This window comes from Mycolicibacter sinensis, from assembly GCF_001667945.1.
Taxonomy (GTDB): domain Bacteria; phylum Actinomycetota; class Actinomycetes; order Mycobacteriales; family Mycobacteriaceae; genus Mycobacterium; species Mycobacterium sinense_B.
In genome coordinates this window covers 47,348-60,769 of sequence record NZ_LZJK01000126.1, presented here as the reverse complement: position 1 = coordinate 60,769, position 13,422 = coordinate 47,348, and the positions used below count along the sequence as shown (strand labels likewise).

Annotated in this window: 13 protein-coding genes; 4 read left to right on the top strand and 9 right to left on the bottom strand. The window is 71.5% G+C overall.

Features of this window, described 5'->3' with window-relative positions:
* A partial coding sequence (locus A5694_RS16365) for a PPE domain-containing protein (RefSeq protein ID WP_131809610.1) occupies positions 1 to 1,244 on the top strand: 1,244 nt, incomplete at its 5' end.
* A 4-nt stretch (positions 1,245 to 1,248) separates the two neighbouring features.
* Here the strand turns inward: A5694_RS16365 and A5694_RS25115 are convergent.
* Positions 1,249 to 2,637, bottom strand: a complete 1,389-nt coding sequence (locus tag A5694_RS25115; RefSeq protein ID WP_064923034.1) for a PPE family protein, SVP subgroup — start codon at positions 2,635 to 2,637, stop codon at positions 1,249 to 1,251.
* 154 nt (positions 2,638 to 2,791) lie between these two features.
* Between A5694_RS25115 and A5694_RS16355 the strand changes: the two genes are divergently transcribed.
* The 3 genes from A5694_RS16355 to A5694_RS16345 are packed head-to-tail and all read left to right on the top strand — an operon-like array spanning position 2,792 to position 5,701.
* Positions 2,792 to 3,835, top strand: a complete 1,044-nt coding sequence (locus A5694_RS16355) for an ABC transporter permease (protein ID WP_064923032.1) — start codon at positions 2,792 to 2,794, stop codon at positions 3,833 to 3,835.
* Positions 3,836 to 3,838: 3 nt separating this feature from the next.
* A complete protein-coding gene (locus A5694_RS16350; RefSeq protein ID WP_064923030.1) occupies positions 3,839 to 4,834 on the top strand; it encodes an ATP-binding cassette domain-containing protein in 996 nt (331 codons plus the stop codon).
* 48 nt (positions 4,835 to 4,882) lie between these two features.
* Positions 4,883 to 5,701 carry an alpha/beta hydrolase gene (locus A5694_RS16345; protein WP_419179733.1) on the top strand — a complete coding sequence of 273 codons (819 nt, stop codon included), beginning with the start codon at positions 4,883 to 4,885 and terminating at the stop codon, positions 5,699 to 5,701.
* Positions 5,702 to 5,743: 42 nt separating this feature from the next.
* Here the strand turns inward: A5694_RS16345 and A5694_RS16340 are convergent, their stop codons facing one another.
* From A5694_RS16340 to A5694_RS16305, 8 genes are all read right to left on the bottom strand, one after another.
* Complete coding sequence (locus A5694_RS16340; RefSeq protein ID WP_064923028.1) at positions 5,744 to 6,043, bottom strand: hypothetical protein; 300 nt, start codon at positions 6,041 to 6,043, stop codon at positions 5,744 to 5,746.
* An 18-nt stretch (positions 6,044 to 6,061) separates the two neighbouring features.
* Positions 6,062 to 8,152: a heavy metal translocating P-type ATPase gene (locus A5694_RS16335; RefSeq protein ID WP_064923044.1), complete on the bottom strand. Its 2,091-nt coding sequence runs from the start codon at positions 8,150 to 8,152 to the stop codon at positions 6,062 to 6,064.
* Positions 8,153 to 8,178: 26 nt separating this feature from the next.
* Positions 8,179 to 8,469, bottom strand: a complete 291-nt coding sequence (locus A5694_RS16330) for a hypothetical protein (protein WP_082952706.1) — start codon at positions 8,467 to 8,469, stop codon at positions 8,179 to 8,181.
* Entirely contained in the window at positions 8,463 to 9,017 is a 555-nt protein-coding gene (locus A5694_RS16325) for a hypothetical protein (RefSeq protein WP_064923026.1), read from the bottom strand. The genes A5694_RS16330 and A5694_RS16325 overlap by 7 nt, the downstream gene beginning before the upstream one ends.
* 116 nt (positions 9,018 to 9,133) lie before the next feature.
* A complete protein-coding gene (locus A5694_RS16320; RefSeq protein ID WP_064923040.1) occupies positions 9,134 to 10,150 on the bottom strand; it encodes a PHP domain-containing protein in 1,017 nt (338 codons plus the stop codon).
* 30 nt (positions 10,151 to 10,180) lie between these two features.
* Positions 10,181 to 10,621, bottom strand: a complete 441-nt coding sequence (locus A5694_RS16315) for a hypothetical protein (RefSeq protein ID WP_064923024.1) — start codon at positions 10,619 to 10,621, stop codon at positions 10,181 to 10,183.
* The gene (hemB, locus tag A5694_RS16310) at positions 10,618 to 11,589 is read right to left on the bottom strand and encodes a porphobilinogen synthase (RefSeq protein ID WP_064923022.1); all 972 of its coding nucleotides are present in this window, start codon (positions 11,587 to 11,589) and stop codon (positions 10,618 to 10,620) included. The genes A5694_RS16315 and hemB overlap by 4 nt, the downstream gene beginning before the upstream one ends.
* A 73-nt stretch (positions 11,590 to 11,662) precedes the next feature.
* Positions 11,663 to 13,393 carry a uroporphyrinogen-III synthase gene (locus tag A5694_RS16305; protein WP_064923020.1) on the bottom strand — a complete coding sequence of 577 codons (1,731 nt, stop codon included), beginning with the start codon at positions 13,391 to 13,393 and terminating at the stop codon, positions 11,663 to 11,665.
* Positions 13,394 to 13,422 lie beyond the last annotated feature (29 nt).

The window sequence follows — 13,422 nt, the reverse complement described above, 5'->3', positions numbered from 1 at the left end:
ACGTGCCCTACCTGGCCTGGCTGACCAAGGCCGGCGCCGACGCCATGACGCTGGCCCGCCAGCACCAGACCGCCGCCACGGCCTACACCTCCGCGCTGGCCACGATGCCCACCCTGGCCGAGCTGGCCGCCAACCACGCCGTCCACGCGGTGCTGGTGGCGACGAACTTCTTTGGGGTCAACGCGATTCCGATCGCCGTCAACGAGGCCGACTACACCCGGATGTGGGTGCAGGCGGCCACCACGATGTCGACGTATCAGGCGGTGGCCGGTGCCGCGGTGGCCTCGTCCCCGGCGGCGGCGACCGCGCCGACGGTGCTCAACCCCGACACGCCACAGCATCGCGACCACCACCACCGCAACGACCAGGCGCCCACCCAGGACTTCGGCAACATCTACCAGGAGAGCTGGTGGACCACCCGCATCGCCGAGATCAACGAGGCCATTCAGGCCGACCTGTCCAGCAACAATCCGCTCACCAGTCTGATCAGCGACCCGGTGCTGATGACGATCGCCCCGCACTATGCCGGGGAGATCGTGCTCGGGATGGCGCCGACCGTGACGGCGCTGACCGAGACGATGCTCGCCCTGATCGCACCGGCCGCACCGCTGGCCGGCGTCGCCGGTGTCGCCGGACTGGCCGGCCTGACCGGCATCAACGTCCCCGCCGCACCGGCGCTGCCGGCCCCCAACCCGCCGGCGGTGGTCCCGGCCGCCGCGCCGGCCGCTGTAGCGGCCCCACCCGCGCCGGCCCCGGCGGCTCCCCCGGCGATGGCCCCGCCGACCCTGGCCCCCGCGGTCACCGCGGGCGGGGGCATCCCGGTGCTGCCGCCGCCGGTCACCGGAGCCGAGGGCGCGGCGTTGCCGTATCTGGTCGGTGGCGGTCCGTCCCTCGGGGCACCGGCCAAGATGCGCCTGCCCGCACCCGCGGCGAGCCAGCGGTCGCAGGCCCCCGCAGCCACCGCGACCGCCGCCGCCACGACGAGGCAGGCCCGCCGGCGGCGGCACCGTGAAACGTTGACCGATCCCGGCAACCGCTACGAGTACCTCGACTCGGATGCCGCCATGGCTGCCGAATCGGCCAGCGGGGCGGGCCCGCTGGGCTTCGCGGGCACCGCGGAACGTGAAAGCGATTCCGCAGTAACGGGATTGACCACCATGGTGGACACCACCACGGGCACCGGTCCGACGGTCCCGATGCTGCCGCACACCTGGGAGCCACCCCACTCGGCCGAGCCGGGCTGACCGCTCAGCGACCCAGCAGCCGCATCTTCTGCTCGTTGTACTCGTCGTTGGTGATCAATCCGCGGTCGCGCAGCTCGGCGAATTCGCGGATCTCCGCGGCGATGCCCATCATCGACGGCCCGGGCGTGCCGTCGCCGTCGGCCTCACCCGCGCCGGCGTCGGCGGGTGAGCCGGCGGCGCGTTGCGGCGTCTGGACCCGCGCCGCAGCGTCGGTGGCATCGGCACCGCCGCGCCCGCGACTGACCGACCCGGCCAGCGCGCTACCGCCCATGCCCGCCAGCGCCATCTGGCTGAACGCACTTCCGGCGCCGGCGAGCGAGGCCGCCGGAGCCCCGCCGAGGGCCGGGCCGGCCAGCGGCTTGGTGTAGGACAGGCTGCGGATCTCCGGGGCGTTGGCGGCCCAGTTGATCGGCACCGACAGGTTGCCGGCCGTGACCGCCTCACCCATGGCCGCCGACAGCGCCGCCGATACGCCGGGCACATTCGGCCGTGACGGGGTCAGCGGTGAGAACAGGTCGATGTTGTGCAGGATCTCGTACTCCACCATCCGGAGCTGATCCTGCTCATAGAGGATCTCGCGGGTGCTGGCGTCCGCCGCGATCCAGGCTCCCCCGGACAGCACCAGCGAGACCACCTGCGCCGCGCTGAGCCCCACGATGTCACTGATGCTGGGCAGCGTGATCAGGTCGGCCAGGCCCTGGGCCGGCCCGGCGACGGTCGCCGCTCCCACCCCGGCCTGGGCCAGCGAGTTGTTCTGGGTGCCCAGGATGCCCGAGGCCAGCTGGCTCAGCAGCGCCTGGATGTTCGACGACGACGAGTTCGCTTCGGCTGCGCCGGTCGCGGCGGCCTGACCGGCCGGGCCGGCCGGATTGCTGGTCTGCGGTGGCTCCGGAAACGGCGCCAGCCCGGCCGCGGCCGCCGACGCGGCGGCGTAGGCGTACATCGCGGCGGCGTCCTGCGCCCACATCTCGGCGTACTCGGCCTCGGTGGCGGCGATCGCCGCGGTGTTGGTCCCCAGCACGTTGGTGGCGACCAGCAGCATCAGCCGGGCGCGGTTGGCGGCCACCACCGTGGGCGGCACCGTTGCACTGAACGCCGCCTCGTAAGCCGCAGCCGCCGCGTTGGCCTGCGCCGCGGTCTGGTCGACCTGTGCCGCGGTGGCGGCCATCCATGCCGCGTATCGCGCGGCGGACCGGGTCAGCGCCACCGACGCCGGCCCCAGCCACGACTGGCCGGTCAGCTCGGCGATCACCGCTTCGTAGGAGGTGACCGCGGCATGCAGTTCGGCGGCCAGCCCGCTCCAGGCCGCGGCGGCCGCCCGCATCGGCGTGGAGCCGGGGCCGGTGTAGATCCGCAACGAATTGACCTCGGGCGGCAGGGCAGCGAAATTCATCCACTGACCCCTTCCCTGGGCAAACCGGCGTGTGTGTATTTCTAGCCGAAAACCACGCCGGTGGCCTGCGATTCCGGATTTGCGGAGGACGACCGGCCCCACCTGCCGAGATGGCGGTCACAGGCACACGCTGCGATAACATGCGCGCGTGCGGATGCTGATCACCGCCTTGCGGGACCTGCAGTGGCGGCTGCGTCGGTTCATCGTCGCCGCTGTCGGCACCGCGATGGTGTTCGCGCTGACCCTGGTGCTGGCCGGGCTGACCCACGGCTTCCGCGTCGAGGCGGAGCACGTGGTCGATTCGCTGGGTATCGACAGCTACCTGATTCAGACGGCCGCGGTCGGTCCGTTCATGGGATCATCGCGGTTTCCGCAGAAGGAGGCGGGCGATGTCGCCCGCATCGCCGGCGTCGAAGCGGCGCTGCCGGTGGTCTACGGCAACACCATCCTGCAGGACGGCGAGTCGCCGCAGAACGTCAACATCTACGGCGTCCCCAAGGCGGCGATGCCGCCGATCAGCTCGGGGCGCGCCCCGACCGAGCCCAACGAGATCGCGATGTCCACCACGCTCAAACGGGCCGTCGGCGACGAGGTGGAACTGGGCGCGGGCAAATTGCGGATCGTCGGGCTGGTCGAGAAGTCCACCACACTGGCCGGTCAACCCAATGCCTTCCTGACCGTGTCGGGCGCCCAGCGGCTGATGTACTCCGGGCAACCGGTGGCCTCGGCGATCGGCCTGCGGGGCACCCCGGCGACGGTGCCGGAGGGCTACCGGGTGGTGGACCGCGCCGCCGCCGTCGACGACATGGTGCGCCCGCTGGCCGGAGCACAGATGGCGCTGTCCTACATGTCGGTGCTGCTGTGGGGAGTGGCCGCACTGATCGTGGGCTCGCTGATCTACCTGTCGGCGCTGGAGCGCACCCGCGACTTCGCGGTGTTCAAGGCGCTGGGGGTCACGACATGGATGGTGTTGGCCGGGCTGGCGCTGCAGGCGGTGGCCGTGGCGGTGGCCGCGGCGGTGCTCGGCGGCGTGCTGGCGGTGGCGATCGGGCCGGCGTTTCCGATGCTGGTGGCGGTGACGACGTCGTCGTTCGCTTTGCTGGTGCTGACCGCGGTGGGCATCGGTCTGCTGGCCAGCCTGGCGGGCCTGCGCCACGCGGTGGCCATCGACCCGGTGCTGGCGTTCGGGGGTCCCTAAGCCATGGGCGACCTGCGGATCAAGGATCTGGTCATCGAATACGCCACCGGCGGCGGGGAACCGATCCGCCCGATTCACGGTCTGAGCCTGGAGATTCCGGCCGGATCGCTGGTGGTTGTGCTCGGCCCCAGCGGATGCGGCAAGACCACGCTGTTGTCCTGCCTGGGCGGCATCCTGAGCCCGACCAGCGGCGAGATCCGGTTCGGCGCCACCGATGTCACCGGACTGAGCCGCCGGGAGATCACCTCCTACCGTCGGCGCACCGTCGGGATCGTCTTCCAGGCGTTCAACCTGGTGCCGAGCCTGACCGCGCTGGAGAACGTGATGGTGCCGATGTGGGCGGCCGGGTGGACGCAGTGGTCCGCCCAGGAGCGGGCCCGGGATCTGCTCACCCGGGTCGGCCTGGCCGACCGGACCGATCACCGGCCCGGCCAGCTCAGCGGCGGCCAGCAGCAGCGGGTGGCGGTGGCCCGCGCGCTGGCCCTGGACCCGCCGCTGATCCTGGCCGACGAACCCACCGCACAACTCGATTTCGTCCGGGCCGGCGAAGTGGTGCAACTGCTGCGGGTGCTCGCCGCCGGTGACCGCGTCGTGGTGGTCGCCACCCACGACACCCGGATCGTGCCGCTCGCCGACATCGTCATCCAGCTGTCGCCGACCGCGGCGCCGGCCCCGGCACGCGCCCAGCAGGCCCCGGTGCGGTTGGGGCCCGGAGCGGTGCTGCTGGAGCAGGGCACCGTAGAGGATCTGATCTACGTCGTCACCGAGGGCGAGGTGGAGATCGCACCGGAGTCCTCGGACGCCGGCGGCGGCCTGCTCAAGATCGGCAAACCGGACCACTACCCGGGGCAGCTGGGGCCGATGGTCCGTATCCCGCGTTCGGCGACGGTCCGCGCGCCCCGGGAGGCGACCGTGGTGAGCTACACGGTGGAGGCGTTCCGCGAGCAGTTCGGCCAGCCCCCGGCACCGGAGGACCCCGGCGAGCCGGCAGCAACCTGACCGACGCTGCGGCGTGCCTGTCCAACCGCGGTGCGCGGGCACGAGATGATTGCTGTCATGGCTGATCTGACCCGCCGGGCTGCACTGCGCCTTGGGGTCGGTGCGGCGGGTCTGTTGGGAGCGGGCACGTTGCTGTCGGCGGAGGCCCGGGCGACCGGGAACGCCTACCCCACCCGCGAGTCCGGGTCGTTCGTGTCGGCGGCCCGCGGCGGGCTGGAGACCAACTGGATCATCGCCCGGCCACCGGGGCAGACCGCGCCGCTGCGGCCGGTGATCGCCCTGCACTGCAAGGACGGCGACGCGGCCTGGGTGATGGATCTGGGGGTCGAGGAGGAGCTGGCGAAACTGACCGCCTCGGGCCGGCCACCGTTCGCGGTGGTGGCGGTCGACGGCGGCAACACCTACTGGCGCCCGCACAGTTCCGGCCACGACTCCGGGGCGATGGTGCTCAACGAATTGCTTCCGATGCTGGCCGACAAGGGCATCGACACCTCGCGGGTCGCGTTCATGGGCTGGTCGATGGGCGGCTACGGCGCGATGCTGCTGGGCACCCGGCTGGGCCCGGCCCGCACCGCCGGCATCTGCGCGATCAGCCCGGCGATCTATATGACCTACTTCGGCGCGCCCGCCGGGGCATTCGACAGCGTCGATGACTGGCGGACGAATTCAGTTTTCAGCCTGGCGCCCCGGCTGGCGTCGATTCCGCTGCGGGTCGACTGCGGAACGTCGGACACCTTCTACTACGCGACCAATCACTTTGTCAGTCAGTTGAATCCGCGGCCGGCGGGCGGGTTCACCCAGGGCGGACACGACGTGACCTACTGGCGTGCGCAGCTGCCGGCCGAGTTGGCTTGGCTGGATTCCTGATTCGGGCCTATCCCGCTGCCGGCATCGTCAGCGGTTGTCGGATCAGGGCGTGTTCATCGGGTTCATCGGATTCATCGGATTCATCGGGCTGTCGATGTTGGCCGGGTTGTCGATGTTCATCGGGCTGTCGATGTTGGCCGGGTTCGCCGGATTCAGCGGGCTGTCGATGTTGGCCGGATTGGTCAGGCTGTTAGGGCCGTAGGGACCGACGTTGCAGACCGCACTCGCGTTGGCAATACAGTCGCTGGGGCTGAACGGGTCGGGGTTGGCCGGGTCAGCCAGGGCCGGTGCGGCGAGCACCACTGAACAAACGGCGATAGACGCCGACAAAACGATCCTCACCTTCAGACCTCCTCCGGTCTATCGAAACGCCCGCAGCCGCAGGCTGTTCGTCACCACCAGAACCGACGAGGCGGCCATCGCCGCGCCTGCGATCATCGGGTTGAGCAGCCCCGCCGCCGCCAGCGGTATCGCGGCGACGTTGTAACCGAACGCCCAGATGAGGTTCTGCCGGATGATTCGGAGCGTACGCGCCGAGAGCCGCAGTGCGGTCGGAACGGTGCAAAGATCACCCCGCACCAGGGTCAGATCACCGGCCTCGATGGCGGCGTCGGTACCGGTGCCCATCGCCATACCGATATCGGCGGTGGCCAGGGCCACCGAGTCGTTGACGCCGTCGCCGACCATGGCCACCCGGTGGCCCTGGGCCTGCAGGCTCTTGACGGCGTCGGCCTTGTCCGCGGGCAGCACATTGGCGATGACGTGGGCCGGGTCGATGCCGACCTCGCCGGCCACCTTGCGCGCCACCGCCGCGCCGTCGCCGGTGAGCAGCACCGGGGTGATGCCCATGGCCTTGAGTTCGGCCACCGCGGCCGCACTGCTGGGCCGCACCGTGTCGGTCAGCGTGATCGTGCCGCGCTCCCGGCCGTCCCAGGACACCTCGACCGCTGTCCCGGTCTGGTGCGCGGCAGCCGACCGGGTGATCTCCACCCGCACCCCGTCGACCACCCCGGTCACCCCGTGGCCGGGCCGGCTGGCGAAGTCGGTCACCCGGCCGATCGCAAGCCCGGCCGCTTTCGCCCCGGCGACGATGGCCGCGGCGATCGGGTGCTCAGACGCCGCTTCGACGGCGGCGGCGCGGGCCAGTACCGTGTCGGGATCCTCCCCGCGGTTGACCGCGAGGCCGGCGACGGCCATCACGCCGGTGGTGACCGTTCCGGTCTTGTCCAGCACCACGGTGTCGATGTCCTTGACGGCCTCCAGCACCTGCGGGTTCTTGATCAGGATGCCCAGCTGAGCGCCGCGGCCGGTGCCGACCAGGATCGCGGTCGGCGTGGCCAGCCCCAGTGCGCACGGGCAGGCGATGATCAGCACCGCGACCGCCGCCGTGAAGGCCGCCGCGGCGGATTGCCCGGCCAAAAGCCACCCGGCCAGCGTGAGCGCCGCGATCACCAGCACCACCGGTACGAACACCGCCGATACCCGGTCGGCCAGCCGCTGGATGGACGCCTTGCCGGCCTGGGCGTCGGTGACCAGCTTGGCCATCCGGGCCAGCTGGGTGTCGGCACCCACCTTGGTGGCGCGGACCAGCACCAGCCCGGTGGTGTTGAGCGAGCCGCCCAGCACCGGGTCGCCTTCGGTGACGTCGACGGGCAGCGACTCGCCGGTCATCGCCGAGGTGTCCAGCGCGGTGCTGCCGTCGATGACGACGCCGTCGGTGGCGACCCGCTCCCCGGGCCGGACCACGATCACGTCACCGACCCGCAGCTCGGCGATCGGCACCCGGGTCTCCTTGAGTCCGTCATCGCCGCGCCGCATCACCGCGGCGTCCTTGGCGCCCAGTTCCAGCAGTGCGCGCAGCGCCGCACCCGCCGAGCGTTTGGCGTGCGCCTCGGCGTAGCGGCCGGCCAGCAGGAAGACCGTGACCACCGCCGCCACCTCGAAATACAGGTGACCCGATCCGGTGACGACCGCGACCACCGACCACAGGTAGGCCGCCAGCGTGCCCAGCGAGACCAGGGTGTCCATGGTGGCGGCACCGTGGGCGGCGGTGCGCAGCGCGGCCCGGTGGAACGGATAGCCGCCCCACACCACGATCGGGGTGGTCAGCGCCAACGCCACCCAGCCCCAGCCGGCGAACTGCCAGGCCATCACCATCGACAGCGCGACGACGGGGACGGCCAGCAGCGCCGCGCCGATCAGCCGGGGGCGCAGTTGCGCGGCCGGCGTATCGCCATGTCCGGCGGCGTGGTCAGCCGAGTGCTCGTGGGCCGCGCCGAGCACCACGGCCTGGTAGCCGGCGGATTCCACGGCCAGCACGAGGTCGTCGGCCGAGACGCTCGAGTCGTGTTCGACGTGGGCGCGTTCGACCGCCAGGTTCACCGTGGCGTGCACCCCGTCGAGTGCGTTCAGGCCGCGCTCCACTCGCGCCGCACACGACGCACAGGTCATTCCACGCAGTTCGAGGTCAGTGGTGATCACCCCGCCGATGATACCCCCACGGGGTATATGGGCTCAGCGTGACGCTGAGCACGGCGTAGCCGGGCCGTGCCGATCACCGCCAGCACACCGGCGGCCGTCGCCAACAGCAGCACCAACAGCAACATCCGAGGGTGGTAGGTCACCGAGGTGGTGGCCGGTTCGCCGTCGATCACCGGCGCGACCAGCACCAGATAGCGCACGTTGAGCCAGCTCGCGGCGCAACCCACCGCCGCGGCCACGGCCAGGACGAGCTCGGCGAGCGCCCGCACGATCGGGGCCCTCACCACGACGATTCTTCGGCGTCGTCGTCGAGGTCCGGTTCGATGAGTGCGCCGGGCGGGACCGCCTCGGGAACCAGGTCGGTCAGCGCCGCTCGTAGCCTGCGGTGGTCCCGCGCCCAGGCCTGGACCGTGCGCCGCCCGGTCAGGCGCAGCCCGATCCCCACCCGGCGGCGCGGCACCCCACGCAACTCACCCAGCGCCCGGGCTTCCTGCCACTTCTCCGGTTGGGGCTTGCCCCAGCCGGTGGGCCGCTTGGCCTCGGGGTAGATCATGACGATGTCGGCGATCCGGAGCGTCTCGGTGCCCTGCCGCAGCGTGGTTGCGGTCAGCTCGACCGAGGTGTGGATGCGGGCCGCCTTCACCTGGATGGCCAACATGGTGGAGACCAGCACCATCAACACGGCGGGCATCAGCGGCTGGTATCCATAGCCGCCGGAGTTCTGGATCAACAGCAGCAGCCCCGCTGCGACCGGACCGAACAGCACCCACCACCAGCTGGCACCGCATTCGAAGAACAGCGGTGCCGGCTGGGCGGTCGGCGCGGGTTCAGACATGTCGGGTCAGCCTAACGCGGCGCTAGGCCGCCCGTCGCGGGACCACGACCCGGTGGTATTCGGGGCATCTTCAGCTAAGTCAGGCGGCGCGGCTAGGCGAAAAAGCGGCGGATCTTTCACCTGGACTCTCGGGCCGCCGCCCAGGCCAGCAGCTCCTCGGCCGGCCAGGTGTTGACGATCCGCTCGGCCGCAATCCCGGCGTCAAGCGCGCGCTGGGCGCCGAAGCCGAGGAAGTCGAGCTGGCCGGGGGCGTGTGCGTCGGTGTCGATGCTGAACAGACACCCCAACTCATGCGCCAGGTGCAGCAGTCGGGTTGGTGGGTCGCGTCGTTCCGGGCGGCAGTTGATCTCGACTGCGGTGTCCTGTTCGCGGCAGGCGGTGAACACCGCCTCCGCATCGAACTGCGACTCCGGCCGCTGGCCGCGTCCACCGGTGACCAGCCGCCCGGTGCAGTGCCCGAGCACGTTGACCCGCGGATTACAGACCGCGCGCACCATCCGCCGCGTCATCGCGCCCGACTCCATCGCCAGCTTGGAATGCACGCTGGCCACCACCACATCGAGGCGCTCCAGCAACTCCGGCTCCTGATCCAGGCTGCCGTCGTCGAGGATGTCGACCTCGATGCCGGTCAGGATCCGCAGCGGCGCAAAGCGCTCCCGCAGCCCGTCGATCACCTCCAGTTGGTGGCGTAGCCGCTGCGGTGAGAGCCCGTTGGCGATGGTCAGCCGCGGGGAATGGTCGGTCAATGCACAGTAGTCATGCCCCAGCGCCACCGCGGTGGCCATCATCTCCTCGATCGGCGCCGAGCCGTCCGACCAGTCCGAATGCAGGTGCAGGTCCCCGCGCAACGCCGCCCGCAACGCCCCGCCACCCAGATCCGCCGCCTCCTCGCGCAACCGCACCAGGGTGTCGGGTTCAGCGCCGGCCCAGGCCTGCGCGATCACCGCGGCGGTCTTCGGTCCGATGCCCGGCAGGGACTGCCAGCTCTCGGCCACGCCATGGCGGCGCCGCTCGTCGTCGTCCAGCGCCTCGACGACGTCGGCGGCGCGGCGGTAGGCCATCACCCGACGCGGGTCCTCGCGGGCCCGGTCCTTGTAGAACGCGATCTGGCGCAGTGCCTCAACCGGATCCATCACCCCAGTCTGCCGCGACCGCGCCCCCGCTTACCGGGTGAAGTACTCCTGGGCGTCGCCGCGGTGCAGCAGGAAGGTTCCCGCGGCGAGCAGCACCGAGCCCACGATGCCGGTGACGGCGAGGGTGACCGCGACCGCCGGCCGCGCGTCGGCGTGCGACAGCCCGCTCACCGCGTAGGCCACCGAGCCGATCGCACCGCCGGTCAATCCGGTGCGCGCCCAGCGGTACCCGGAGCGCATCAGCACCAGGAAGGTGGCCACCACCACGACCACCACCAGCGCGGTCAGCCCGACGATCGGGTAGGTCACCGGCATGTCGGCGATCTCCGGGGAGGCCAGCAGGCTCACCACGTAGCCGATCGTCATCAACGGCAGGGCGGCCAGCCACAGCCAGAACCCGGTGTCGACATCCGCCGGACGGGCGGGCGGGGCCGCCGCCGGTGGCTGCGACCCGATCTGCGGCCCGGTCACGTCAGCCAGCCGGCCGCTTCGGCCGCCCAGTAGCTCAGCACGATGTCAGCGCCCGCGCGCCGGATCCCGATCAGCGACTCCAGTGCGGCGGCCCGCCCGTCGACCCAGCCGTGGGCGGCCGCCGCCGCGATCATCGCGTACTCCCCCGACACCTGGTAGGCGGCCACCGGAACCGGTGACACCGCGGCCGCAGCGGCGATCACGTCCAGGTACCCCATGGCCGGCTTGACCATCACGATGTCGGCGCCTTCGGCCAGGTCCAGGGTGACCTCGCGCAGGGCCTCACGGGCGTTGCCGGGCTCCTGCTGATAGGTGCGGCGGTCCCCCTCCAGGCTGGAGGCGACGGCGTCGCGGAACGGACCGTAGAACGCCGAGGCGAACTTCGCCGCGTAGGCCAGGATCACCGTGTCGCTGTGCCCGGCGGCGTCGAGCCCGTCCCGGATCGCGGCGACCTGGCCGTCCATCATGCCGCTGGGGCTCACCACGTGAGCACCGGCATCTGCCTGTGCCACAGCAAGTTCGGTGTAGCGGGCCAGGGTGGTGTCATTGTCCACCCGGCCGCGGCCGTCGAGCACCCCGCAGTGGCCGTGGTCGGTGAATTCGTCCAGACAGGTGTCGGCCATCAGCACGGTGGCATCACCGAGTTCCGCGGCCAGGTCGCGCAGCGCGGTGTTGAGGATGCCGTCGGGGTCGATGCCCGCGGAACCGGTGCTGTCCTTGTCCGCCTCTGCCGGCACCCCGAACAGCATCAGACCGCCCACTCCGGCGGCCACCGCGTCAGCAGCCGCGGCGCGCAGCGAATCGCGGGTGTGCTGAACCACGCCGGGCATGGAGACGATCGGCCTGGGCTCGTCGATGCCGTCGGCGACGAACATCGGCAACACCAGATGCCTTGGCTCCAACGAGGTCTGCGCGACCAGGCGGCGCAGCGCGGGCGTGGAGCGCAGCCGGCGCGGACGCTCTCTCATACGTTGACTCTGCGCTGAGGGCGGGGGTTACTCGCACTTTTGCGCCGTGGGCGCAGAGTCAACGCGAGCTGGATCATCGCCTGCGGCTCTTCTTCCGCGGCGGTGGCAGGGCACCCTCGGCCCGCAGCCGGGCGGCGTGCTCGGCCAGCGCGTCGACCAGCGGGCCCACCGCGGCCGTCTCCGGCTGCACATCCACCCGCAGCCCGAATTCGGCTGCCGTCTCGGCGGTCTTGGGACCGATGCAGGCCACGATGGTGCGGGTGTGCGGCTTGCCGGCGATGCCGACCAGGTTGCGCACCGTGGAGCTCGAGGTGAAGCACACCGCGTCGAACCCACCGGTCTTGATCATCTCCCGGATGGTCGCGGGCGGCGGGGCGGCCCGCACCGTGCGGTAGGCGGTGACGTCCTCGATCTCCCAGCCACGCTCGCGCAGACCCTCGGCCAGCGTCTCGGTGGCGATATCGGCGCGCGGCAGCAATACCCGGTTGACCGGGTCGAAAACGTCGTCGTAGGGCGGGAATTCATCCAGCAGACCCAGCGAGGACTGCTCGCCGGAGGGCACCAGCTCGGGACTGATCCCGAACGCCCGGACCCGCTCGGCGGTGGCTTCGCCGACGCAGGCGATCTTCACCCCGGAGAATGCGCGGGCGTCCAGTCCGAACTCGCCGAACTTCTCCCACACCGCGCGCACCGCGTTGGTCGAGGTGAACACCACCCACTGGTAGCGGCCGTCCACCAAACCCTTGACGGCCCTTTCCATCTGGGCGGGGCTCCGCGGCGGCTCCACCGCGATGGTGGGCACCTCCACCGGCGAGGCGCCGTGGGAGACCAGCCGATCGCTCATCTCACCGGCCTGGTCCTTGGTGCGCGGCACCAGCACCGTCCAGCCGTACAGGGCGCGGCTCTCCCACCAGTTCAGCTTCGACCGGTGGCTGACGGTCTTGCCGATGGTCACCACCAGCGTGCCCGCGGTGGTCTCCTGACCGTTGGGCAGGATGACCGGGTCGATACTGGCCAGCGCCGCGGGCTCGGTCAGCCCGGCCAGGGTGGACTCGATCGAACGCTGCGCGCACGTGGTGCCGGACGTGGTGACCACGCACGGGGTGGCATCCGAGAGGCCGTACTCGATCAGGGTGCGGGCCGCCTCCGGCAGATGCGAGGTGGTGGCCTGCAGGATCAGCGGGCCCGGGGCGGCGGCCAGCGCGGCCCAATCCACCTGCGGGTCGCGAACATCGGCCACGGTGTGCGACGAGCCGAGCGGCAGGCCGGCGTAGGTCGGCACCGCGCTGGTGGCCGGCAGGCCGGGCACGATCTCGAATGCCACATTGGTGCGGGCCACCGCGTTGACCTCGGTGATGACGGCGTCGACCGAGAGCGGGTCGCCGGCTACCAGGCGCACCACGTCGGCGCCGGACCGCGCCTCGGCGGTCAGGATCTTGGCCACCTCGGCCGGCTCGCCCAGCGCCGGGCGGATGTCGGGTCCACCCGGGACGGTCGCAGCGGCCGCGTCGGCGTCGGTGCCGTCGACGTCGGTGCCGTCGGTGCCTTCAGCGCCGTCGGGGGCCGTGCCGTTCTTGTCGGCCTTGGGGTCCGGCGGCACCGGCCCGGCGATCGGGGGCAGGTCGGTACCGACCAGTCCCAGCACCGCCTCGGGCACGTCGGGGTCGATGAACACCAGCGCGGCGTTCGTCAGCGTCGTCCGCGCCCGCGTCGTCAACAGACCCGGGTCGCCGGGACCCGAGCCGACGAATACGATGCGGCCCGGCTTGGGCTTCTGCCCTCGCACGCTCACTTGGCGAGCCATTCCCTACTCCCAGTCACTTCAGCCACTTC

Excerpts from the sequence above, each read along its gene's own strand:
- A5694_RS16325 (WP_064923026.1), bottom strand. The coding sequence starts at position 9,017 with ATGTCTGAACCCGCGCCGACCGCCCAGCCGGCACCGCTGTTCTTCGAA.
- A5694_RS16355 (WP_064923032.1), top strand. The coding sequence starts at position 2,792 with ATGCTGATCACCGCCTTGCGGGACCTGCAGTGGCGGCTGCGTCGGTTC.
- A5694_RS16335 (WP_064923044.1), bottom strand. The coding sequence starts at position 8,152 with ATGACCTGTGCGTCGTGTGCGGCGCGAGTGGAGCGCGGCCTGAACGCA.
- hemB (WP_064923022.1), bottom strand. The coding sequence starts at position 11,589 with ATGAGAGAGCGTCCGCGCCGGCTGCGCTCCACGCCCGCGCTGCGCCGC.
- A5694_RS16350 (WP_064923030.1), top strand. The coding sequence starts at position 3,839 with ATGGGCGACCTGCGGATCAAGGATCTGGTCATCGAATACGCCACCGGC.
- A5694_RS16320 (WP_064923040.1), bottom strand. The coding sequence starts at position 10,150 with ATGGATCCGGTTGAGGCACTGCGCCAGATCGCGTTCTACAAGGACCGG.
- A5694_RS16305 (WP_064923020.1), bottom strand. The coding sequence starts at position 13,393 with ATGGCTCGCCAAGTGAGCGTGCGAGGGCAGAAGCCCAAGCCGGGCCGC.
- A5694_RS25115 (WP_064923034.1), bottom strand. The coding sequence starts at position 2,637 with ATGAATTTCGCTGCCCTGCCGCCCGAGGTCAATTCGTTGCGGATCTAC.